General features: G+C 44.8%; 15 protein-coding genes. 1 reads left to right on the forward strand and 14 read right to left on the reverse strand.

All coding sequences use genetic code 11. The features are described from left to right. Positions 1–7 precede the first annotated feature (7 nt). The 14 genes from FW774_RS18080 to FW774_RS18145 form a co-directional block, all read right to left on the reverse strand. On the reverse strand, positions 8–409 hold the full coding sequence (locus FW774_RS18080) for an META domain-containing protein (protein ID WP_149349628.1): 402 nt from the start codon (positions 407–409) through the stop codon (positions 8–10). A gap of 260 nt (positions 410–669) precedes the next feature. Then, positions 670–4,329, reverse strand: coding sequence for a phosphoribosylformylglycinamidine synthase (purL, locus tag FW774_RS18085; RefSeq protein WP_149349738.1), 3,660 nt, complete (start codon positions 4,327–4,329; stop codon positions 670–672). A 261-nt stretch (positions 4,330–4,590) separates the two neighbouring features. After that, complete coding sequence (locus FW774_RS18090; RefSeq protein ID WP_149349629.1) at positions 4,591–5,193, reverse strand: hypothetical protein; 603 nt, start codon at positions 5,191–5,193, stop codon at positions 4,591–4,593. A gap of 161 nt (positions 5,194–5,354) precedes the next feature. Beyond that, entirely contained in the window at positions 5,355–6,413 is a 1,059-nt protein-coding gene (locus tag FW774_RS18095) for a class I fructose-bisphosphate aldolase (RefSeq protein ID WP_149349630.1), read from the reverse strand. A gap of 65 nt (positions 6,414–6,478) precedes the next feature. Next, on the reverse strand, positions 6,479–7,507 hold the full coding sequence (gene cydB / locus FW774_RS18100; RefSeq protein WP_242457874.1) for a cytochrome d ubiquinol oxidase subunit II: 1,029 nt from the start codon (positions 7,505–7,507) through the stop codon (positions 6,479–6,481). A 175-nt stretch (positions 7,508–7,682) separates the two neighbouring features. After that, positions 7,683–9,062, reverse strand: coding sequence for a cytochrome ubiquinol oxidase subunit I (locus FW774_RS18105; RefSeq protein ID WP_149349632.1), 1,380 nt, complete (start codon positions 9,060–9,062; stop codon positions 7,683–7,685). Between the two features lie 262 nt (positions 9,063–9,324). Further along, positions 9,325–9,465 (reverse strand): cytochrome ubiquinol oxidase subunit I, encoded by a 141-nt coding sequence (locus FW774_RS20955; RefSeq protein WP_197739884.1) that lies wholly within the window; start codon positions 9,463–9,465, stop codon positions 9,325–9,327. A 465-nt stretch (positions 9,466–9,930) separates the two neighbouring features. Next, positions 9,931–11,703 (reverse strand): arginine--tRNA ligase, encoded by a 1,773-nt coding sequence (gene argS, locus FW774_RS18115; protein ID WP_149349633.1) that lies wholly within the window; start codon positions 11,701–11,703, stop codon positions 9,931–9,933. A 172-nt stretch (positions 11,704–11,875) separates the two neighbouring features. Further along, positions 11,876–12,610, reverse strand: a complete 735-nt coding sequence (locus FW774_RS18120) for a ThuA domain-containing protein (protein WP_149349634.1) — start codon at positions 12,608–12,610, stop codon at positions 11,876–11,878. Further along, complete coding sequence (locus FW774_RS18125; protein ID WP_149349635.1) at positions 12,610–15,189, reverse strand: phosphoenolpyruvate carboxylase; 2,580 nt, start codon at positions 15,187–15,189, stop codon at positions 12,610–12,612. Before FW774_RS18125 ends, FW774_RS18120 begins: the two co-directional genes overlap by 1 nt. 170 nt (positions 15,190–15,359) lie before the next feature. Beyond that, a complete protein-coding gene (locus tag FW774_RS18130) occupies positions 15,360–15,824 on the reverse strand; it encodes an RES family NAD+ phosphorylase (protein WP_149349636.1) in 465 nt (154 codons plus the stop codon). Next, complete coding sequence (locus FW774_RS18135) at positions 15,824–16,282, reverse strand: antitoxin Xre/MbcA/ParS toxin-binding domain-containing protein (RefSeq protein ID WP_187774948.1); 459 nt, start codon at positions 16,280–16,282, stop codon at positions 15,824–15,826. The genes FW774_RS18130 and FW774_RS18135 overlap by 1 nt, the downstream gene beginning before the upstream one ends. A gap of 49 nt (positions 16,283–16,331) precedes the next feature. Further along, complete coding sequence (locus FW774_RS18140; protein WP_149349638.1) at positions 16,332–18,557, reverse strand: Tex family protein; 2,226 nt, start codon at positions 18,555–18,557, stop codon at positions 16,332–16,334. Positions 18,558–18,666: 109 nt separating this feature from the next. After that, positions 18,667–22,152 carry a PKD domain-containing protein gene (locus tag FW774_RS18145; protein ID WP_187774949.1) on the reverse strand — a complete coding sequence of 1,162 codons (3,486 nt, stop codon included), beginning with the start codon at positions 22,150–22,152 and terminating at the stop codon, positions 18,667–18,669. 354 nt (positions 22,153–22,506) lie between these two features. Between FW774_RS18145 and FW774_RS18150 the strand changes: the two genes are divergently transcribed. Next, positions 22,507–24,783, forward strand: a complete 2,277-nt coding sequence (locus FW774_RS18150) for an ATP-dependent helicase (protein ID WP_149349640.1) — start codon at positions 22,507–22,509, stop codon at positions 24,781–24,783. Positions 24,784–24,796: the final 13 nt, after the last annotated feature.

Here is a 24,796-nt window from a genome sequence, read left to right on the forward strand (position 1 = left end):
TAAGCGCTTATTTTTTAAAGGTCATCAGCAGCATATTCGAATCGTACAGGTAAAGCATACCGTAACGGATCTCGTACCGGTTAGCTTTTTGCAGATTGGTAAGAATCAGGTTCTCCTGATCCATCAGGTTGTTGCAAAACATTTTTGTTGAACCAATTTTACTGAATTTAATGGATTTAGACCGGGCTTCATATTCTCCAAAAAAGCTGTTACAGGCAGCCTTCCCTGAGATCTTATCGCCGTCTTTGAGCTCCAGGAAAGCATTATCTCCAAAATCGACCGGCTTTTGATCCAGGGCGATCAGCTTCCAATGCGTATTCTCCAACGCCGGCTGATCTGAACTCTGTGTCAAGGTTTTACAGGCTGATACACTAAGCAGCAAAGCTATAGCGGACAAAATATATTTCATGTTTAACGTTTTAACGAATAACAATTATAGGTAATTTCAGTTTTGAAACCTACACGTGAGTTCGATAATAATCCCCACCGCTTGGTCTGTCCCCCGACAGACCAACATTATTCGTTCCGGCCTGTCGGGGGACAGGCCGGGGAAAGCTCTTAACCTGACGCTAATACGTACGCACGGGAAGGATCGTCGAAATTGACGGTACTTTCTGATTTTTTCTAACAACCGCTTTTAGAAACTTTACACGAAACTTCCCCTGCAATTTACCGCTGTTCCAGCCACTTCCGGGCATTCACAAAGGCCTCCATCCAGGGCGATACCTCATCATTTCTGCCTTTAGGATAATTCGCCCAATGCCATTGAAACAATGAACGCTCAATATGCGGCATCATTACCAAATGCCTGCCGGTATCGTCACACAGCATCGCCGTATTAAAATCTGAATCATTTGGACTGGCCGGATAATTCTCATAAGCGTATTTGGCAACTATGCGGTATTTATCTTCGGTATACGGCATTTTAAAACGTCCCTCACCATGCGACACCCACACACCCAGCGTACTACCGGCCAATGAGGAAAGCATCACCGAATTATTTTCCTGTATCGTCAACGAAGTAAAGATACTCTCGTGCTTATTGCTGCGGTTGTGCAGCATCTTTGGCTTCTCGGCATGATCTTTATTAATAAGCCCCAGCTCAATGAACAGCTGGCAGCCGTTACAAATACCAACCGATAAGGTATCTTCCCGGTTAAAGAAGTTCTCCAAGGCAACACGGGCTTTCTCATTGTATAGAAACGCACCGGCCCAGCCCTTTGCGGAACCCAGAACGTCCGAGTTGGAAAACCCTCCTACCGCACCAATAAACTGAATATCTTCCAGCGTCTCACGGCCTGCTATCAGGTCGGTCATGTGCACATCTTTTACATCAAAACCTGCCAGGTACATGGCGTTAGCCAGCTCACGTTCAGAGTTGCTGCCCTTTTCGCGGATAATGGCAGCCTTGATACGGGGTTTTGACGCATCCCAAACCGGCTTTTTACCATCAAAATGTGCCGGGAATGCATACCGCAATACCTGGTATTTATAGTTATCAAAGCGCTCCTTTGCTTTTTCGGCGCCGCTTTGTTTAATGTCCAGCAAATACGATGTTTTGAACCAGACATCACGTAAATGATCAATATCAAAGCTGAAGCGCTCAGCGCCATTTTTCACGTCCAGCTTAGCGGATGACGTAACCTGACCAATATTATAAAAATGCACCTTAGCGGCCGTTAACACCGGTTCTACCTCTGCCGAAGCCTGGAACACCACACCCATATTTTCGGCAAATAGTACTTTGATGCTATCCGCTTCACCCAGTGCCGATAAATCGATGGTTGCACCCAGATCACGGTCGGCAAAGCACATTTCCAGCAAAGTGGTAATTAAACCGCCGCTGCCGATATCGTGTCCGGCGGCAATTTTACCGGCTTTAATAAGCTGTTGCAGTATATTGAACGCATTTTTAAACGCTTCTGCATCGGTAATATCCGGCGTTTCGTTTCCAATTTTATTGACAACCTGCGCAAATGACGAGCCGCCCAGCTTATACGTATCGTTAGAAAAGTTGATATAGTAAATATTGCCGCCGTCTTTTTGCAGCACAGGTTCTACCACTTTCCTCACATCGCTGCAGTTGCCCGCAGCCGAAATAATGACCGTTCCGGGAGCAATAACCTCATCGTTTTTGTACTTCTGCTTCATGGAAAGCGAGTCCTTCCCGGTAGGAATATTAATTCCCAGGCTGATAGCGAAATCAGAACAGGCTTTTACCGCTTCGTATAAACGGGCATCTTCACCCTCGTTCTTACAGGCCCACATCCAGTTTGCAGAAAGCGAAACGCTTTTCAAACCGTCTTTCAGCGGCGCCCACACGATATTGGTCAATGCCTCGGCAACTGCATTACGACTTCCCGCAGCCGGGTCAATAAGCGCCGACAGTGGCGCATGCCCGATGGATGTGGCAATACCTTCCTTACCCTGGAAATCCAATGCCATAACACCGCAGTTATTAAGCGGCAATTGCAGCGGACCGGCACATTGCTGTTTGGCAACACGGCCACCCACACAACGGTCAACCTTGTTGGTAAGCCAGTCTTTACAGGCTACAGCCTCCAGTTGCAGCACCTGCTCCAGATAGGTATGCAGGTTAGCCTTATCGTATGTAACAGGCTGGTAAGCACGTTGCACACTTTTATCTTCCATTACCATTTTCGGCGAGCTTCCGAACATATCTTTCAGCTCCAGATCCATTGGCTTAACACCGGTAGAAGCAGATTCGAAGGTAAAACGGTGATCGCCGGTAACATCGCCAACCGTATACATCGGCGAACGCTCCCGGTCGGCAATTTTCTGTAAGGTCGCGATATCGCCTGTTCCGATGACCAAACCCATACGCTCCTGCGATTCATTACCGATAATTTCCTTGGCAGACAAGGTCGGATCGCCCACAGGCAGCTTATCCAGATCGATTTTACCACCGGTTTCTTCTACCAGTTCCGAAAGGCAATTCAGGTGGCCGCCGGCGCCATGGTCATGTATGGAAATGATGGCATTATGGTCGCTCTCTACCATGCCGCGAACCGCGTTGGCTGCCCGTTTCTGCATTTCGGGGTTAGAACGCTGGATGGCGTTCAGCTCAATACCGCTGCCATGTTCGCCGGTATCAGCGGATGAAACGGCGGCTCCACCCATGCCTATCCGGTAGTTTTCGCCGCCGAGAATGACAATTTTATCGCCGGCCTTTGGATGATGTTTCTGTGCCTGGCTGGCCTTTCCGTAACCTACACCTCCGGCAAGCATAATCACCTTATCATAGCCCAGCTTACGGTTATCTTCCTCGTGCTCAAAAGTTAACACAGAACCCGTAATTAAGGGCTGGCCGAATTTGTTTCCGAAATCTGTCGCTCCGTTAGACGCCTTGATCAGGATATCCATAGGCGTTTGGTACAGCCATTCGCGTTCTTTAACGGCTTTTTCCCAGGGGCGGTTTTCTTCCAACCGCGACAGCGCCGTCATGTAAACGGCTGTTCCGGCAAGCGGCAAAGCCCCTTGTCCACCGGCAAGCCTGTCCCTGATCTCTCCGCCCGAACCGGTCGCTGCACCGTTAAACGGCTCCACCGTAGTGGGAAAATTATGCGTTTCCGCTTTAAGCGAAATTACCGATTCAAATTCTTTTACCTCGTAAAAATCGGGCACATCGGCACGTTTGGGCGCAAACTGCTGAACAACCGGCCCCTTAATAAAAGCCACATTGTCTTTATATGCCGAAACAATATCGTTAGGGTTTTCTTCGGATGTTTTCCGGATAAGCTTAAACAGCGAAGTTGGTTTTTCTTCGCCGTCGATGATAAACTTACCATTAAATATTTTATGGCGGCAATGCTCTGAATTTACCTGGGAGAAGCCGAAAACCTCCGAATCGGTAAGCGGACGACCTAAGCGTTTAGACAGGTTTTCAAGATATTCAACCTCTTCATCGCTTAAAGAAAGGCCCTCCTGTTTGTTATAAGCAGCAATATCGGTTATTTCAAGAACCGGCTCCGGCTGAATATGGATGGTATAAATATCCTGGTGAAGGCCATTGTATTTTTGCGACAACATAGGGTCGTAATCCGAAAAATCGTTACTCACCCGCTTAAATTCTTCTATCCGGATGATGCCTTCAATACCCATGTTCTGGGTAATTTCAACAGCATTGGTACTCCAGGGGGTTACCATAGCGGCACGCGGGCCCACAAAAAAGCCTTCCATAGTCGGCCCGGATTGTAATTTGGCGTTACCAAAAAGCCACTCAAGTTTTTTAACGTCTTCTGAAGAAAGTTCGCGGTTGGTCTGTAAAGCGAAAATAGTGTCGGATTGACCTGAAAAGAGGTGAATCATGCTCATATTTTAGAAATACAAAGGTAGCGTAAAATTTTAAAATTCTGTCGCTCCGGTTGGATTATTGTGCTTTATTACGTTGTGCGTATAATTTGCCGAGGAGTTAAAATTGTTTTGAATGGTTGGATTGCTAAATTGTTGGATTTGTTAGGTTGACAATCGTTGAATCGTTGAATCGTTGAATTGTTCAATTGTTGAATTGTTGTACTACGCCAAGAGCGCCAAGTTTGTCGCGACAAATGATACTTATTCCGAAGCAGGCTAACGTACGCAACAATAAGAAATTCCACCACAGCCGTAGCAATACGGAGGTTTGATCTTACTTCGGGATTTCCTGAACTCATTTTCCAGATCGATACTTTTGTCTACGATAGTAATTAGTACCTGGGCTTGCCTTCTCAATGTTGTAGATTCAATAGGTGTGTTTGATTTTCTCTCCGGATAAACCGCCTGGAAACCAGCTTTAATTCTTTTGCTGCCTACAGTGATTTCAAAAGCTAAATGATCGGGATCCAAAAAATTTATTTTACTGCATTGTTCATCATCTTCACACTTTTTAAGGGCTTCAATTCCCTGTGATTTCAACGCCTGCATCGTTGTTTTTACAACCTGCCGAGGTAAATCTTCCCTGATCTGAAAGTTCTTAACTTTTCTTACGGTAATGAAAAGGATCTTTTTTAGGGGTCTAAAAAAATCACTCGTAATATAGCCAGTATAGCTATTGTCTTTTTGCTCAATCAGGTAAATGGTTTGCGAGGTTCCAATCATGGAGATCTTATATTCTCTCCATAAATTGTCCTGGGCATAAGTGAAGTGAGAAATTATCAATACTAATAATCCTGCAAATGATATTTTTTTAAGCATATAAGATTGACGAGAATGAATAGTAAACTATCGGAATCGTATAATAACGATCTCCTGCCATAACGTTAGTTAGTTTTTAATAAAGATAACTTATTTCGCGATAGAATCGCAAACCTCGGGTATCCGCGTTACAACTGCGAACGATAGTTTAATTTAACACCCTACGCCAAATCTATTTCTTTGGTCAGATAAACATCCTGTAAAGTGTGTAATAGTTTAACGCCTTCGTCAAATGGCCGCTGAAAAGCTTTCCGGCCTAATATCAGGCCTGTTCCTCCTGCCCGCTTATTGATAACGGCGCTCCTTACAGCTTCGGCCAGGTCAGCTTGTCCTTTGGCTTCGCCACCGGAATTAATCAAGCCGGCACGTCCCATGTAGCAATTGGCTAACTGGTAGCGGCACATGTCTATAGGATGATCGGACGATAATTCGGTATACATCCGCTTATCGCTTTTAGAGAAGTTGATAGCCGTAAATCCACCATTTACATCAGGCAATTTCTGTTTAATAATATCGGCCTGTATGGTTACGCCGAGATGATTGGCCTGACCGGTGATATCGGCTGCCGTTTCATAATTCACACCGTCCTTTTTAAAGGCATTATTACGGGTATAGCACCATAACACACAGGCCATTCCCAGCTCATGTGCCCGTTCAAAGGCTTCGGCTACTTCAACCAGTTGCCGGTTCGACTCTTCGGAACCGAAATAAATGGTAGCTCCTACCGCTGCCGCACCCAGGTTCCAGGCATCTTCAACCGAACCGAACATCACCTGGTTGTATTTTGTGGGATACGTTAACAGCTCATTATGATTCAGTTTTACCAGGAATGGAATTTTATGCGCATATTTCCGGGACAACATTGCCAGGTTTCCAAAAGTAGTGGCTACGGCGCTGCTGCCTCCTTCAATAGCCAGCTTAATAATATTTTCAGGATCGAAATACATGGGATTGGGCGCAAACGAGGCACCTGCGGTATGCTCAATACCCTGGTCTACCGGCAGTATCGATAAATAACCCGTTCCGGCAAGTCGCCCGTGGTTATACATGGCCGAAAGATTTCGTAAAACCTGCGCATTGCGGTTAGATTGCACAAAAATCTTATCTACAAAATCCGGAGAAGGCGTATGCAACAGGTCTTTACTAATGGTTTTACATTGATGATTGAGCAGGTCTTCGGCCTGCGAACCTAACAGTTCTGTAATAGCAGTATAACTCATGGCCATTTTATTTTGATGTACAACAATCAGAAAACGCTATTGTTGAAGCAGACTTAACAACACAACTAATAACTGGTTTCATCGAGCTTAACTTTTCCTTTAAACGTCCAGAATACAAAGCTGGTGTAAGCAACCACCAATGGAACGCCGATAGCGGCAACAATAAGCATGATAGTTAACGATTTCTCTGATGATGACGCATTTTGTACGGTTAGATTATATGCCGGACTCAACGTTGACAACACCATATTGGGATAAAGTTCAATAGCTACAATAATTAGCAGCAGGCTTACCGTTATGCTTGACGATACAAAGGCATAGATAAAACGATGCTTAGCCACGCTTCGCGTGATATTGGCTATACTGAATACCATCGCTACCGGTATCAGGAACATCCAGGTATGATGCCGGATGGTATTGGTTAAATGCGGAATATACAGCAACGTATAAAAACTAAGCAATAAAATACATATTGAAAAAAAGATGGTGGTATTGCGCACCATAATGGTCAGCTTGGTGTACAAACGGTTTTCGGTTTTCATCACCAGGTAAATGGCGCCGTGCATCATAAATAAAGCCAGCGTGGTAACCCCTACCATAATAGCATACGGATTGAGAAAATAAAACAGATCGCCGGTAAAATTCCCGTCCTGATCAATGGGAATACCTAATAACATGTTTCCTAACACTATTCCCAACAAAATGGCAATGGTAGCGCTTGAAAAACAGTATGCATAATCCCACATTTTACGCCACCACAACATGGGTTCCTTGCTTCTGAACTCAATGGATATAGCCCGGAATATCAACACGGTAAGGAACAGCATAAACGGGATATAAAACGCGGAGAAAACCGAAGCATACACTTTTGGAAATCCGGCAAATAAAGCCCCGCCACCTATTACCAGCCACACTTCGTTTCCATCCCATACGGGACCAATGGCATTTAGCGCAATCCTGCGGCTCGCTTCTTTATTGAAAAACAGGTGCAATGCTCCTGCGCCTAAATCAAAGCCATCTAAAATGGCGTACCCGGTAAAAACCGCTCCGATAATCATAAACCACCAGGTGGCGTAATCGATACCTAAAAACATGGTAATTCAAATTAAAAAGTCAAAAGTCAAAAAAGAAACAACGGTTACTTAAGGAATATTTCTTGTTAATTATAACCATATCAATTAATAATATCTGACTTATATGTTACAAAATATGCAGAATGGCCTATGCCATGGGCTTTTTTAATTTCTAATTTTGACTTCTGACTTAGCATTACAGTGTTCCAATTTCTTCGGCCATAATTTTATGTTGCGGACTATGATCGATATCGCCTTTTGAATATGGCCCATGCGTAATTTTTTTATTAAGCAGGTAAATAAACAATGCAAAAAGCAAAGTATAAACCAGCATAAACAAGATCAGCGAAAACAGTACCTGGTTGGCTGTAACGGCTTTAGACAAGGCATCGGAAGTTCGCAACAATCCATAAACTACCCAGGGCTGCCGGCCTGTTTCGGCTGCGTACCAGCCTACCTGGTTGCCTATCTGCGGAAGCAAAACAGCCCACACAAATACCATCATCAGCCAGCGTTTTTCGAACAATTTACCTTTATACCAGAGCCAGCATGCATATAACGTGAGTAAAATCATCAGCATTCCCACGGCAATCATCAGGTGATAACTTTGAAACACAATATTTAATGCCGATGGCCGGTCTTCGGGCTTAAAGCTTTTCAATCCCCTGATAGGCGTTGTAAAATCATTATGTGTCAAAAAGGTCAACCCTTTCGGTATTCTCAGTCCGACGGTTTTCTGATTTTTTGTATCAATATAGCCGGCAATATACATATCGGCGACAGCCAGGCTGTCAAAATGCCCTTCGAGGGCAGCCAGCTTCGCAGGTTGATACTTGGCTACCACTTCCGCTGATTTATGTCCGGCAAACAATTGTGCCAGTCCGGAAATGGTTGCGATGACCAGCGCTATTTTAAACGACGAGCGGGCGAAAGTAATATGCTTATTTTTTATCAGGTACCAGGCGCTGATGCTTAGCACCAGGAATGAACCGGCCAGGAAAGCGCCAATCCAGACATGGCATACCCGCTGTATGGATGATGGATTAAAAACCATAGCCCAGAAATCGGTTATTTCGGCCCGGGCTTCCAGGCCGGAACCCACAATGTGATAACCGGCAGGCGTTTGCTGCCAGGAATTGGCCACCACAATCCATATCGCCGAAAACATAGAGCCCAACGTAACCATTACGGTAGCGAAAAAATGCACCTTAGAGCTTACCCTGTTCCAGCCGAACAGTAAAACGCCCAGGAAGCCAGATTCAAGCGCAAAAGCGAAAATCCCTTCGGCTGCCAGCGCTGAACCAAAAACATCGCCTACATATTTGGAATAGGTTGCCCAGTTCGTTCCGAACTCAAATTCCATCACGATACCGGTTGCCACACCTATACCGAAAATCAGGGCAAAGATTTTGGTATAAAAACGGGCCATATCCTCGTATAGCTTATTGCCGGTTTTAAGGTACATGCCTTCCATTGCCACCATAACCAAGCCAAGGCCGATGCTTAACGGCGGATAGATGTAATGAAAGGAGATGGTAAATGCGAATTGTATGCGGGCTAATATTTCTACATCCATAACCAGACTGTTGATGAAGGTAAAAATACATGCTATAGCTTAAAAAAGAGAAATTTATATCACCATGAAGTATTTTAGAATGAATATGAATTGAAAAATTCAAAAGTAAACACCTGAACTAATCTTAATTCGCAACTTGTCTCCGATAGTTCGAAAAAACAATTAAAAGTTGGCCGGTCAAGGGACAAGACCAAGATTGAAGAAAATATTTTGATTTTTGCTCCCCGAACAGCGTTACAAACGCTGGATAATAATGCACTCGTTATTGTAAACGAGCGCAAGCAGGATACATGCCTTCCATTGCCACCATAACCAAGCCAAGGCCGATGCTTAACGGCGGATAGATGTAATGAAAGGAGATGGTAAATGCGAATTGTATGCGGGCTAATATTTCTACATCCATAACCAGACTGTTGATGAAGGTAAAAATACATGCTATAGCTTAAAAAAGAGAAATTTATATCACCATGAAGTATTTTAGAATGAATATGAATTGAAAAATTCAAAAGTAAACACCTGAACTAATCTTAATTCGCAACTTGTCTCCGATAGTTCGAAAAAACAATTAAAAGTTGGCCGGTCAAGGGACAAGACCAAGATTGAAGAAAATATTTTGATTTTTGCTCCCCGAACAGCGTTACAAACGCTGGATAATAATGCACTCGTTATTGTAAACGAGCGCAAGCAGGAATATTTTTGAATTTTTATTGCCCAACAGCGTTACAAACGTTGAATATCAATACACTCGTTATTGTAAACGAGCGCAAGCAGGATTAATAAAGTCAAAATTCAAAAGTAAAAAATAAAATACCTTAGGTCAGTTAAGTAAACATTCTCCTTGCTTTTTACTTTCCACTTTTAACTTTCTCTACATCCGCTCCGGCACATCAATACCCAATAAGCGCATGGCTTTTTTCAGCACAGCCGCCGTAGCGTCTGATAGCCGCAACCGGAACTGCTTTACATCTTCATGCCCGGCCTTTAAGATGGATTCTTCGTGGTAAAATTTGTTGTACAGCTTAGCCAAATCGTAGGCATAATTGGCAATCAATGCCGGACTAAAGCCCTGTGCAGCAGCTTCTACCTGCTCAGGATAACGGCTTAATTCAATGATCAGATCGCGTTCTGTAGGTGTTAAGGCCCTGTTGTATGTTCCTTCCTGGTTTTGTTTAGTAAATTCTGCCTTAGCCAGTACCGAACGAATGCGGGCATGCGTGTACTGTATAAATGGACCGGTATGCCCCTGAAAGTCAATGGACTCGTTCGGGTCAAACAACAGGCGTTTTTTAGGCTCAACTTTTAACAGGAAGTATTTTAAAGCGCCCATACCGATCATACGATACAGGCTTGCTTTCTCGTCTTCAGAAAATCCTTCTACTTTACCCAGCTCTTCGGTGCGCTGACGGGCCGTTTCAACCATTTCAGCTATCAGGTCATCGGCATCAACCACGGTTCCTTCACGGGATTTCATTTTACCGGATGGCAGATCAACCATTCCATACGATAAATGAAACAGCCCCTTTGCCCACGACTTACCCAGCTTTTCGAGGATAAGGAAAAGCACTTTGAAGTGATAATCCTGCTCATTACCCACTACATAAATGGATTCATCCATCTCGAAATCATCGTATTTCAACTGGGCTGTTCCCATATCCTGCGTAATGTAAACCGATGTTCCATCGCCACGCAACACCAGCTTTTCATCCAGTCCATCGGCTGTAAGGTCAATCCAAACCGAATTATCTGCCTTTTTAAAGAAAACACCTTTATCCAGGCCTTCCTGGATAATATCCTTGCCCAGCAGGTACGTATCAGATTCGTAATAATATTTATCGAACGATACTCCCAAGTTTTTATAGGTTACGTCAAAACCGGCATAAACCCAGCCGTTCATGGTTTTCCAAAGCTGTATGATTTGCTCATCGCCGGCTTCCCATTTTTGCAGCATCACCTGCGCTTCTTTTATTAAAGGCGCATTCTTTTTAGCGTCTTCTTCGCTTTGACCGGAAGCTTTCAGGTCATCAATCTGCTTTTTATATTCTTTATCGAAAATAACGTAGTACTTACCTACCAGGTGATCGCCTTTCAAGCCGCTGCTTTCGGGAGTTTCACCGTTACCGAATTTCTGCCAGGCCAGCATGGATTTACAGATATGTATACCCCGGTCATTCACCAGGTTGGCCTTGATCACTTCGTATCCATAGGCTGAAAGAATTTCAGCGACTGAAAATCCCAGTAAATTATTGCGGATATGACCTAAGTGCAGCGGTTTATTGGTGTTAGGCGATGAATACTCTACCATCACCTTTTTGCCATTAGACTGGAATACACCAAACTGCGGTTGTAAAACGGTATGCGTAAATAAATTTATCCAGTAATTATCAGATAAGGAGATATTTAAAAATCCCTTAATAACGTTGAAACCGGCTATTTCGCTCACATGCTCCTTCAGAAAGGTGCCTATTTCCTGTCCGGTTTGCTCCGGCGATTTCTTCGTATATCGTGTAAACGGGAAAGTAACCACGGTGATCTGTCCTTCAAATTCTTTACGGGTTTGCTGCAAAGTAACATCCGACGGACTGATATTTACCTGGTAAAGATTCTGGAGGGCGTTGGTTACGCCGTTAATAATGAAATTCATGCGGCAAAAATAGAAATCTTATTCCTAATAGGAATAATTTTCTCTTCTACGATAGTATCTTCCCCAGCCTGTCTCCTGACAGGCTGGAACATATTATAAAACATATTTGGCCTGTCGGAAGACAGGCCAAGCTTAGAGAAATTCTGTTTAATAAAGCTATCTGGATCAGACACTAATCCTTCCCGGCAGCATATTGAATCCCGCCCCAGATATGCTTTAAAAAGGCTTCGTCGGTATAATTTTCTTCACGATGCCCTAAAACGGTATAGAAAACCCGTCCACCTTCAAATTCATGGTACCATGATGCCGGATGAAAATCGCCCATTGTTCCACCTTTGTATGTTTTCTCATCCAACGTGATGAGGGTATGAATATCCGGGTTTACATCCTTAAAATTATACCATTCGTCGGTATGTACCCACGGCGATTTCAGGTCCCGTGTTGAAATATGCGTGCTATCTGTAATGGTAAGCACAGCCTGCTGCTGTTTGGGATGTTTCAGGAAGTATGCGCCGATCAGCTTCCCGTACCAGGGCCAGTCGTACAAGCAATCGGTAGCGGCATGTATACCTACCAATCCGCCGCCCTTATGAATGTAATTCTGAAAAGCGGCTTTCTGAGCTTCGTTAAACAAGCTATTACCCGTAGGGCTCAAAAAAACAATAACCTTGTATTTCTTAAGCTGCTTATCGGTAAATAAAGCCGGGTTAGTTGTGGTATCTACGCTAAAGCCCTTCTCCTCGCCCATTTTCTGCAAAGCCACAATTCCGTTGGCAATACTTTTATGGTGATACCCTTTGGTCAGCGAAAATACCAGCACCCTGAACTTTGATTTACTATATGCTCCCGGCACTGCAACCAGATACAAACCAATAAACAGGATACAACTTAAAATTGCCTTTTTCATTAAGCCAGGTTTCTACCGGCATTTACAATGCCGTATACCGTACGAATGATCAACTTATTGTATATATCGGTTTGCTCTTCGCTTAATTTGCCTGTTTTCAGTTGCTGCAAGGCATAATGCTGGATAATGACCAAGGGCAATACAATCCGTTCCCGGATAGCAATAGAACGACGTTCTATCGGGTAATTCTCCATCAATACCGAAGTATTGGTAAGCTCCAGGATCAGTTTTTTGGTCAGTTCAAACTCAATACGCAACTTCTCCCAAAAAGCGCCAAATTCTTTATCTTCTTTCAGATAGGATGTTATCCGGAAATCAGATTTGGACATTGACATCATACAGTTGTCGATGATGGTTTTAAACTGTCCGGATGTTTGATATAACTGTACCACATTATCCCACAAACCGGCATCTTTAATATCCTGCAATGCCGTACCAACGCCATAGAAACCCGGAATATTCTGTTTCAGCTGGCTCCACGATGTTACAAAGCTAATGGCACGTAAATCTTCCAGTCTCAGCTCGGCTCCCGAATTACGTTTTACCGGCCGGCTGCTGATGTTTATCTGTGACAGCAATGTTAACGGACTGAGTTTCTCCAGATATTTGATAAACAGCGGATCTTCGCGTAAAGCAACAAAGTTTCTATAGCTGTCTTCGGCCATTTTAGCAAATAATGACTTTTGCGAATTGCTCATAGTTTCCTTGTCGGCAGAATTCAGAGCAGAAACCAAACCGGCATTAATCAGCTGTGAAATATTGTAATGAGCCGTATCCCACGAACCGTACTGGCTGCTGATGGTTTGCCCCTGTATGGTCAGCTGAATATGATCGTTGGCAATTTCGCGACCCATTGTAGCGTAAAATTTCTGTGTTTTACCGCCGCCACGTGCTGGTGGGCCGCCACGACCATCAAAAAACGCCAGCTGAATATTGTGTGTACGGGCAATGGTTGTAAGCTCTATCTTGGCCTTGTAAATAGACCAGTTGGCCATCAGGTAACCACCGTCTTTGGTGCTGTCAGAAAAGCCCAGCATCACAATTTGCTTATTACCACGGCGTTTAAGATGCTCTTTGTAGAACGGATGTGAATACAGCTTATCCATTACGCTGGCCGCGATAGTTAGATCGGGCACTGTTTCAAATAGCGGCACAAAATCAATGCTCAGCTCTTCGGCTTTCCACCCGCTCCATAAAAACAGGTTCATGAGTTGCAGAATATCTGATGCCTGCTGACAGTTACTGATAATGAAACGGTGACATCCTTTCTCGCCGTTTGCCTGTTGTATATCTTTGATCAGGCGGATAGTTTGCAAGGTATCTTTAACCAGAGGATCATCTCCATCGGTGCACTGAAAATCGTGCTCTTCAAATGTAATATGCTTGAGTTTCTGTTCTTCCGGTAAAGAATCGTAATCTTCTGAAGTAAAAGAGGTTATCCCAATACTTTCGCGACAATGTTTATGTGTATTACGCAGTACACGGCTATCCTGCCGGATATCCAGCGAGGCAAAATAACATCCGAAAAGTCGCACCTTACGGATAAGATCTTCCACTACATTGATGAATAAACTATCGTGATCACTTATAAGTACTTCCTTGATCTTTTGCAGGTTTTCAATAATTTCGTCCTGCTGATTGGCCAGGTTTTCCTGATCGCTAAAACTGTTAACATAAAGTAAATCATAAAGTTTACTCATATAAGTCTCTACACCTCTGAAGGTTATGCGACGCTTAAGCACCCTGAAATCGCGGTAGTAGCAACGGAATAATATTTTACGGAGCAGCTCGGAAACTTCGCGTGTGCCTTGTGTTGTTACATTAGGATTGCCATCGCGATCGCCCCCGGGCCAGAAACCCAGCTCAATAAGCTGATGCGATTCCAGTAATGGTGCATCATCAAACTCATCCTCGATTTGTGATTGTATGGCAGCGCTAACCGGATAGAATACATTTTCAAGGAACCAGGCCAGGCTTACGGCTTCATCAACCGGTGTAGGCTTATTTTTATTAAAGAAGGGCGTTTTACCTAATTGTTGCAGCAGCAGGTTGACGTTGCTGATATCATTTTGCTTAACCGCTTCGGTCAGATCGTTGATAATGGCCAGCACCGTACCCGGATAAAACTGCGTAGGGTGAGCGGTCAGCACTATGCGTAATGAAAACTCCTGCAGCTTTTCCCGCATTTTTTCTTTTAATCCCGGCGTATTGGCCGCCTGCCGCAATAGCCCTTCCAGCGAGGCCGAATCTTCGGAACGGGAAGTTTTATTGAAAGCAGAATCTTCTATGGCATCAAAAAGCACCACCTGCCGCTCAATGTAACGTATAATACGAAACAGCAGGTCAATGCGGTCGGCTTCCTGCACATATTGCTCATACTGTCCGAAAAAGCTCTCGATAATATTTACCGGCGACAATTGCTGCTTGACGCCCTGTTCGCAATGAGAGGTAAAAAATGGCAACAGGATACCGGTATGCTTCACCTTGTAAAAGGGCAAGGTTAAAAACAAGCTGTTGTACAGCTCGAACCGCGTAACTACTTCGTTGTTAAATGTGGCTTCTTTCTGACTGAGTTTCATTATAAGAACAGGGTGTTAGATGAAATTGATAAAACTTACTGCCCACCAGGAGCAATTTGTCTGTACCGGCTATAAACTAATAAAGTTTATGAATCCGGTGCAAAAATAAAAGTATTACGTTGTTCGCAAAGCATTATGCTTAAAAAGCTGTAATTATCCGGTTATTCATACTATTTTACCAGCCTGGCGTCAACAGCCAATTTCTCTACTGATTCAATTTTAACCAGATGATGATATCCCGGGAACAGGGGATTAAGCAAATAATTGTATTCAAATTTATTAACGGCCGACCTGACTTTAATGGCTATAAACTGCTGTTTCTCCATCAGAGAATCGCCCAGGCTTTTATTTTCAAGATTACCGATTTCCTGCCAATGTTTTGGATAATCCTTATCAGGAAGCGTATAAATTAGCGAACTGTCTTCCCTGATATGTAAACCTGTCAGGTATAAATCCGGGGGAATATTTCCAGCCTCAAAATAAACCAGGTTTTCAAGATACGCAAGTGAACTGTTTTCGCTGGTATAAAGCATATACGTTCCGGGATTATTCCAGCGGCCCCCTTCTTTAAACGCCCCCATACCGGAAATATCCCTTGCCCGTTTCTCAGATTTGGCTATGCGATAAACCAGCATCAGGAGTAAACGCCTTCTTCAATCCGTCCCAAAACATTATCAACCATAGTTAATCCTGTAGGCATATAAAATAAATCAATGGGTTTCAGCTGATTTAAGGCCCGGTTAGGTGTATTAAGCCATTGCTGTACTGCTTTCTGATCTTCAAAAACCTCAAAGGCGTGACTCACTACTTTTGCCACTTCTATGATATGTGAAGACGTATACTTATCAAGCACATCATCACCCTTTTTTCGTTCAAGCGTTTTGACTGAAAGGTGTAATATATCTTCGGCAAAGCTTTTTTTGGTCATACCCATGTGACTAACCAAGGCATCTAAAGAAGCTTTTTTGATACCCTCGTTACTCAGCGAGATCAAATCAAACGCCGATTTGATTTTTTTATGTATCAACCCGGCGCCACCTAACAGGTACACCAGATTGGCAACAGGGTCTTTTCGTTTTTGCAGAACTTCCATAACAGACATTTTTACCAAATGTATGGAAAATTTGTCGTACTTAAAAATCCTATCCAAATTTACTTTTCAGGGCTGCCAGCTTGCTTTGCATATCATTTTCCGGTCTTCGCTGCGGTTTACCAGCCGGTTTTTTAGGAGATGGCTGGCTTTCAGTATCTTTCATTGATAACGAAATCCGCTTACGGGCGGCATCTACTTCAGTTACAGTTACCATCACCTTCTGATGTACTTTTACTACCTCATTGGGGTCTTTTACAAAACGGTTTGCCAGTTGGCTGAGATGCACCAAACCGTCCTGGTGCACGCCAATATCTACAAAGGCGCCGAAATTGGTAATATTGGTTACAATTCCCGGCAGCTTCATGCCGATCTTTAGATCGTCAATGGTATTAACGCCTTCGGTAAAGCTGAATTGCTCAAACTGCTCACGCGGATCGCGGCCGGGCTTGGCAAGTTCCTGCAAAATATCATTCAACGTTGGCAAGCCCACCGTATCTGAAATGTAATTTTTCAGGTTGATGCTCTTGCGCAGCTTTTCGTCTTTCATCAGATCAGCTACGCCGCAACCGGCATCTTTAGCCATTTGCTCAACCAATGCATAACGCTCGGGGTGCACTGCACTGCTATCCAATGGGTTATCCGCATGGCGGATACGTAAAAATCCGGCTGCCTGCTCGTACGCCTTGCCACCTAAACGCGGTACGGAAAGCAACTCCTCGCGGCGTTTAAAGGCACCGTTTTTATTACGATGTTCTACAATATTCTGTGCCAGCTGCGGCCCTAATCCCGATACGTAAGACAGGATCTGGCTCGACGCCGTATTCAGCTCCACGCCTACGGCATTTACACAGCTGATAACCACATCATCCAGCGAGGTCTGCAATTTATTCTGATCCACATCATGCTGGTACTGCCCCACTCCTATAGATTTCGGATCGATCTTTACCAGCTCGGCCAAAGGATCCATCAGGCGGCGACCGATAGAAACGGCTCCCCTGACGGTCACATCTTTATCCGGGAATTCCTGCCGGGCCACTTCGGAAGCTGAATAGATGGATGCGCCGCTTTCGCTTACCATCACCACAATTACTCCCGGCAGATTCTGCTTACGGATAAACGTTTCCGTTTCTCGTCCGGCAGTTCCGTTACCAATGGCAATGGCCTGTATGGCATATTTTTCAACCAGGAAAGCCACGGTTTTAGCGGCTTCCTGCTCACCTCTTCCGCCGGTATGCGGAAAGATGGCCGTATATTCCAGCAGCTGACCCTGCTCATCCAGGCAAACCACTTTACAGCCTGTACGGAAACCGGGATCAATAGCCATCACGCGTTTTTGGCCCAAAGGCGCAGCAAGCAGCAACTGGCGGGCATTTTCTGCAAATACCCGGATAGCTTCTTCGTCGGCTGCTTTTTTGGTAACCAGCCTGATCTCCGTTTCCATCGATGGTTTGAGCAAACGCTTATAACTATCGGCCACAGCCAGCCTTACCTGGTCTGAAACCGTGTTGAAGCCTTTTACAAACATGCGGTCGAGGATAGCGATCGCTTCATCTTCCGGCGGCTGAATATCGAGCCACAGGACTTCCTCTTTCTCCCCGCGACGCATAGCCAGCACCCGGTGCGAAGGCGCCGTTTTTACCGGTTCGCTCCACTCAAAATAATCCTTGTATTTAATACCGGTTTCTTCCTTTCCCGGCGCAACACGGCTCTGGATAGTCCCTTTCTCCATAAACAGGTTACGCAATGCGGCACGGGCTTCGGTATGCTCGGCAATGTATTCGGCAATAATATCGCGTGCTCCGGCCAAAGCATCTTCCTCGCTGTTTACGCCCGATTCTTCATGGATATAGGTAGCGGCTTCGGCCTGTAAATCAATGGATTGCTGCTCCAGGATAAGGTCAGCCAAGGGTTGCAGCCCTTTCTCACGGGCCACAGAAGCACGGGTTTTTCGTTTGGGTTTGTATGGCAGGTAAATGTCTTCCAGCACAGCCATGGTTTCGGCTGCCTCTACCTGCTGCTGCAATTCGGGCGTGAGCTTACCACTTTCGGTTAATGATTTTAATATTGCTTCGCGGCGTTTATCCAGCTCACGTAATTGCTGCATACGATCGCGTATGGCGGTTACCTGCACCTCGTCCAGCGAACCGGTCAGCTCTTTACGGTAACGTGAAATAAACGGAACCGTTGCTCCCTCATCCAAAAGTGTAATGGTGTTTAACACCTGTTTTCCAGCCAGCGAAAGTTCGCCGGCAATCTGTGCGATGTGTTTATCCATAAAAATTATCAGCTGGCGAAATTGTGGCTAAGTAAGGATATATCCAAGAAAAGTTTTAATTAATGGCTAACGGCTGATGGCTATTAGCTGATAGCTATTGGCTAACGGCTTATCGCACAATAGTTATATATCCTGTCATCTGATTCCGGCCGTTCCTGGGATTAATGATGTAATAATACGTGCCTGTGGGCAGATCCTGACCGTTTGCTCTGCCATCCCAGGGAACGGTGTAACCGACAGAATGATATACCCTAACGCCATAGCGATTAAATACATCAACTGTACACCCCGGATAGCTTCCCAGGTACTCAATGGCCCAGGTGTCGTTACGCCCATCGCCATTAGGGGTAAACGTGTTGGGAACTTTGGGCGCTTTAAGGATCGTAATATTCACCTCATCCGAAACAGAACAGTTATTAGCCGAAATAGCGGTAAGCGTGTACTGAGTATCCTTTTCAGGCGATGTTAGCACCGGATCCAGAATATTCGGATTACTTAGCCCGGCTGCCGGCTCCCATTTTACGGATGTATATCCCGTAGCACGGCCATGCAGCCGAATACTGCCGCCATACAGCATCACGGTATCATTGCCTGCATTAACGGTTGGCACAGGCCATACGGTAATATCTTTTGAGGCTATATCCTGGCATCCGTTGGCCGCGTTGAACGTATAAGTTATGGTGTGTGTTCCCGGGCCTGCTTTGGCCGGGTCGAATAAGCCGCTCGCAGTTATACCATCGCCGGAATAGGTTCCGGCTCCGGGAACATTGCCGGTTTCCTTTGCCTGCGTAACCATAAAGGGCTCTGCATTCTGGCATACCGACTGCAGATCGTTAAATTGTATAGCCGGGGAAGCGTACAGCGTAATTTCACGGGAAACAGTGTTAGCACAGGATATACCTGAATAGGCCACCAGCTTTACTGTATATGTTTTTGTTGCCGGCGAGGTGAAGGCCGGATAAGTATGCGGATGAGGTTGGCCGGGCTGCCCGGCTTCTTTACCTGTTGGATCATTATCCGCATCGAAATACCATTCTACACGGGTTATTTTACCAAAATCTACAGTAGAGTTATCTGTAAAAATTACCGGCTGGTTGCTGCACAGAGGCGCTGCATTTTGAATGGTAAAATCAGCATGAGGCTGGGCGCCGTTCACGGTAAAGGTCTTTACGGTAGTTTCAGAACAACCGTATTTAGAAGTTACAGTGAGCGTTACGGTGTAATTACCTGCCTCGCCATAACGGTGCGATGGATCTTTTTCTGTAGAGCTGTTCGGGTTTACGGCAGTGGCATGGCTATCGCCAAAGTTCCATAAATACGTAAAATCAGCCCCGGTATGATCTGAAATTGTACTTTTATTGGTAAAGGTGGCCTTTGCATCGCTCAAACAAACATCGGGCATTTCAAAATCAGGCACAGGGGTTGGGTACACTGTAATTGGCAAAGCATACGGTTCGCTGATACAACCTTTATCGGTTTTTACCTGTAATGAGACGGTATATCTACCTGCCGCTGCATACGTATGCCTGGCCTGGTCTGATGACAAAGTTTCTTTTGTACCATCACCAAAATCCCACATCCAGGAGGTGATGGCCCCACCGGTAGCCTGGGATATATCTGTGAATACGGCTTCTTTCTGTTCGCAAATAATTGCCTGCGGGCTGAATTTAGCAGCAGCCTTATTTATTATAACAGATTGTGTAATAATTGCCGGATCGCAACTTGTTTTGGTGCTTACCGCAAGTTTTACCTGGTACGTTTGGGCGGCTGTAAAAATATGTTCCGGGTTCTGCACATCCGATGTTGTACCATCGCCAAAATCCCAATGCCAGCCTATAATGTCAGAGCCTTTGCCATCGCTCTTATCTATAAACTTCACAGGATCGCCAATGCAGGCTTCTGCCGGCGCAGTAAAACCGGCAACTGGCGGCGGGTTAATGGTAAAATCTGAGGTAATATCTTCGGTAGCCCCGCAACTGGAAGCAGTAGTGCGGGTCACGGTTACCTTCCAGCTATAATCGCCGGCAGCGGTATAAACCGCATCTCCGGGATAAGTGTATGAATAATACGTTTTCCCGTCTTTCTGGAATATGGCCGGCGAAGGATTGTTATCGGTAACCGTACCTTTACCATCGCCGATATTCCATTCCAGCTTCAAAGCCGGGTACAGCAGGTTGATCTTTATGGCCATCGGTTCGCCCACGCAGCCCGATGTAATTACCTGCGCTGGCGTTGACTTTTTATCAACCTCGAAGGTGAAATTTTGCACATTAGCCCCGGCCAGGTACGCATACGACTCAATCTTGCCATATCCGTACGCAATAGCCGAAAAACCACCATTGGCCGTTAAATGGTGCTGTTCCTGCAAGTTGGTTACATTGATAATGGCATAGCTGTAATCGGAATTAGGTATGGCCGTAAACGATGCCGAATACGATACCCCGTCTATCTGGAAAGAAGAGGCATCGGCGGTTTTAATAATGATATTCAGGTAATAAACGTTAATATTTGTCGAGACTTCCCCAACACTGCCGAGCTTTGAGTAAACGGTAATATCGTCCAACGTTTGCTCCACCGGGTTGAGCATGGTAATTTCGGGATCACCAGGATAGGTATATACGTTACTATTGGAACTATTGTTAACATTGCAGCCTTGCGAGGTTTGGTACTGGGCTACGCCAATAGGTTTGGTAGCCGAAATTTGTACCGGTGCAGCAGAATAAAAAGTAATGATGCTTCCTTTATTATAGGGATTAGACAAGGATATGTTTATATTTCCCTTTATGGTAATATTAGTATTATCTTCCGATACAATAATTCGAAAAATATCCTGACTTCCCCTGGTAGCATTATAGAATGGTGCGGTTACAAAGTTTTTCCCCCAGGCTTCCACCGGGAATACCTGCTGATATAGATTATCACCACTCCCTGCGCTTTTATTATTACCGGGCTCACAGAAATTAATCCAGCTACTCCCTGAAAACACAGCAATCGGCTTACAGTTAAGCACCTCGATATAGCTACCGGACAGGTCATCAGCAGACTGATATTGGTATACATCACCTTTATCTAATGTAACTGTATATGATTGATTGGCAGCCTGGTTATTTCGCGAGGCTTTTGTAGGCGTTATTTGTATTACAGTGCCGTCCTCTGTAGCCACAATAGCAAATTCAGAATATACCGGATTATTATTATTACCTGTTGTTAAACTTTTACTTTGGTATGAAAAAGCATAATATAACTTACCCAAAGCGCTGGTGGGTAACACCATAGTACCGCCGGTTTGAGCCTGATATGATATTACACTGTATAGGGAAATAGGGACATTGGTCACAACATGTACACCTTTTCCGCTTTCTATAGTTTCTGATGTACTGACGTATGCACTGGATGGATCAATGGTAACCGGCGTTGCCGAGTTAGCAGGAATAGTTCCCGAAAACAATGGTGCTGCTGATGTCCCGATAAAAACCTGGTAATTGGTCGCCTGATCGGCAGATAGAAAAAGCGTCATTTTTGAAGACGGCCCATTGACGTGCCCCATATAGACCACCCAGAAATCCTTCCCTTTGTTTGAAGAATTTTGAGCCATCGCCCAATTGCACAAGCCGACCACAAGCAGCAAACACTTTATAAGTGCCGTAAAATATTTTTGCATGAATAAGAGCTATATCATCAGCGGTTAGCCTAATCTTTCAGAAATTAAATATAAGAGTAAACTTGTGTTTCCGGGTTTAATTGCCTGCAATTTATTTTTATGGAAGCGTTGAGTGAGTATTGAGTAACGGGTACTGCGTATTGAGCCCTATACCATTAAGCCTTATCATTGTCAATTGTCAATTGTCAATTATCAATTATCAATTATCAATTATCCGCTCATTTTAACTTTTGACTTTCAGCTTGAATGCAATTTCTTAATTTCGCATGAGAAAAACAGGAGTTACTATTGGAATATTTAAAGGGCTTAAACCCTTCGCAAAGAGCAGCAGTTGAACAAACCAGCGGCCCGGTAATGATCGTGGCCGGAGCCGGTTCGGGTAAAACACGGGTTATTACATATCGTGTGGCCTACCTCATCGACCAGGGAGTTGATCCGTTCAACATCCTGGTGCTTACCTTTACCAACAAGGCGGCCAAAGAAATGCGTGAACGTATCAGCAACGTAGTGGGAGCCGAAGCCAAAAACATCTGGATGGGCACATTCCACTCGGTATTTGCAAAAATCCTGCGTGTTGAGGCCGATAAGATCGGATACCCACATAACTTTACCATTTACGATACCGACGACAGCAAAAGTCTGCTGCGTGCTATACTGAAAGAACAACAGCTGGATGATAAGCTGTATAATGCCAACTTTGTGTATAACCGCATTTCGTCTGCAAAAAACAACCTCATTTCCCCTGCCGAGTACCTGCAGAATGAACAGATACAGGCCGAAGATTTTTCTACCGGACGTGGTAAGCTGGGTGAAATTTACCAGATCTACACGCAGCGTTGCTTCAAGGCCGGCGCTATGGATTTTGACGACCTGCTGTTTAAAACCAACGTGCTGCTGCGTGAGCATCCCGATGTACTTTACAAGTACCAGAACAAGTTTAAATACCTGATGGTTGATGAGTACCAGGATACTAACTTTTCGCAATACCTGATTGTGAAGCGCCTGGCAGCTATTAATGAGAATATCTGTGTGGTTGGTGATGATGCCCAGAGCATTTACGCTTTCCGCGGAGCTAATATCCAGAACATCCTCAACTTTGAGAAAGACTATCCCGATCTGCATGTATTCAAGCTGGAGCAGAACTATCGTTCCACACAGAATATTGTAAACATTGCCAACAGCATCATCGCCAATAATAAGAACCAGCTAAAAAAGCATGTGTATTCAGAGAATGAGGAAGGCGATAAAATAAAGGTGGTCAGGGCGTTCAGCGATAACGAGGAAGGGAAAAACGTGGCCGAAGCTATTATGCAGGAACGGGCGCTGAAAGGATTAAACTACCAGGATTTTGCCATCCTGTACCGCACCAACGCCCAGTCGCGGGCAATGGAAGAAGCCCTGCGCAAGCTGAACATCCCGTATAAAATTTATGGTGGATTATCCTTCTATCAACGTAAGGAGATCAAGGATCTGATCGCCTATTTCAGGCTCACGTACAATCCTAACGATGAGGAAGCATTAAAACGGGTGATCAATTATCCCCGGCGGGGCATTGGCGATACTACGGTAGAACGCATTATCATTGCCGCCGATAAGCATGACCTCAGCTTGTGGGATGTAATTGTTAACGCCCACAGCTACATAGAAGCCCGGAGCGCCGGCGCCGTAGCCAACTTCGCGACACTTATCCAAAGCTTCCAGGTAATGGGTAAAGGCAACAATGCTTATGATACCGCCCTGCACATCGCCCAGCATTCGGGTTTGCTGAAAGATTTGTACGACGATAAATCGGTTGAGGGCTTAAACCGCTATGAAAACATCCAGGAGCTCCTTAACGGGATCAAGGAATTTAGCGAACGTGAAGATATTGAAGAACGTGGTTTGGATATCTTTATGCAGGATGTGGCCCTGCTGACCAACGATGACAACGATAAAAATCCCAATGCCGATACGGTTTCGCTGATGACCATCCATTCGGCAAAAGGGCTTGAATTTCCGCATGTGTTTGTTGTTGGCCTCGAAGAAAACCTGTTTCCTTCGCAAATGTCACTCAATTCGCGGGCCGACCTGGAAGAAGAACGCCGGCTATTTTATGTAGCCATTACCCGTGCCGAGAAAAAACTTACCTTAAGTTATGCTACTTCCCGCTATCGCTGGGGCACATTAACCAGTTGCGAGCCAAGCCGTTTTATCGACGAGATCGATGCCAAATACCTGGAACTTGATTTCAAGGCTCCGCAAAAAAGTGTTGGCGGTATGTCATTCGAAAACGAGCGCAAGGCATGGTCAACATCAACAGCCGATACTTTTTCAAAACCAAAAGCAGCAACGGGCGTTAAAACCACGTCTGTTCTTCCTAAAGCGCATGTACCCAGCCAGGGTTTCAAACCATCCGATACATCGGGATTACAGGTAGGTATGGAAGTAGAGCACGAACGGTTTGGCTATGGCAAGGTAGTTAGCCTGGAAGGCAACAAACCCGACATCAAGGCAACAATATTTTTTAAAGAATTAGGACAAAAGCAACTTTTACTTAAATTTGCCAAACTACGCATTGTAACATAAGCACTAACACAGT

It is taken from the genome of Pedobacter sp. BS3 (assembly GCF_008274585.1).
Lineage (GTDB): Bacteria > Bacteroidota > Bacteroidia > Sphingobacteriales > Sphingobacteriaceae > Hufsiella_A.

Bases quoted from the DNA above. Each gene is read 5' to 3' on its own strand.
- FW774_RS18080 (WP_149349628.1), bottom strand. From the start codon at position 409: ATGAAATATATTTTGTCCGCTATAGCTTTGCTGCTTAGTGTATCAGCC.
- purL (WP_149349738.1), bottom strand. From the start codon at position 4,329: ATGATTCACCTCTTTTCAGGTCAATCCGACACTATTTTCGCTTTACAG.
- FW774_RS18090 (WP_149349629.1), bottom strand. From the start codon at position 5,193: ATGCTTAAAAAAATATCATTTGCAGGATTATTAGTATTGATAATTTCT.
- FW774_RS18095 (WP_149349630.1), bottom strand. From the start codon at position 6,413: ATGAGTTATACTGCTATTACAGAACTGTTAGGTTCGCAGGCCGAAGAC.
- cydB (WP_242457874.1), bottom strand. From the start codon at position 7,507: ATGTTTTTAGGTATCGATTACGCCACCTGGTGGTTTATGATTATCGGA.
- FW774_RS18105 (WP_149349632.1), bottom strand. From the start codon at position 9,062: ATGGATGTAGAAATATTAGCCCGCATACAATTCGCATTTACCATCTCC.
- FW774_RS20955 (WP_197739884.1), bottom strand. From the start codon at position 9,465: ATGGATGTAGAAATATTAGCCCGCATACAATTCGCATTTACCATCTCC.
- argS (WP_149349633.1), bottom strand. From the start codon at position 11,703: ATGAATTTCATTATTAACGGCGTAACCAACGCCCTCCAGAATCTTTAC.
- FW774_RS18120 (WP_149349634.1), bottom strand. From the start codon at position 12,610: ATGAAAAAGGCAATTTTAAGTTGTATCCTGTTTATTGGTTTGTATCTG.
- FW774_RS18125 (WP_149349635.1), bottom strand. From the start codon at position 15,189: ATGAAACTCAGTCAGAAAGAAGCCACATTTAACAACGAAGTAGTTACG.
- FW774_RS18130 (WP_149349636.1), bottom strand. From the start codon at position 15,824: ATGCTGGTTTATCGCATAGCCAAATCTGAGAAACGGGCAAGGGATATT.
- FW774_RS18135 (WP_187774948.1), bottom strand. From the start codon at position 16,282: ATGGAAGTTCTGCAAAAACGAAAAGACCCTGTTGCCAATCTGGTGTAC.
- FW774_RS18140 (WP_149349638.1), bottom strand. From the start codon at position 18,557: ATGGATAAACACATCGCACAGATTGCCGGCGAACTTTCGCTGGCTGGA.
- FW774_RS18145 (WP_187774949.1), bottom strand. From the start codon at position 22,152: ATGGCTCAAAATTCTTCAAACAAAGGGAAGGATTTCTGGGTGGTCTAT.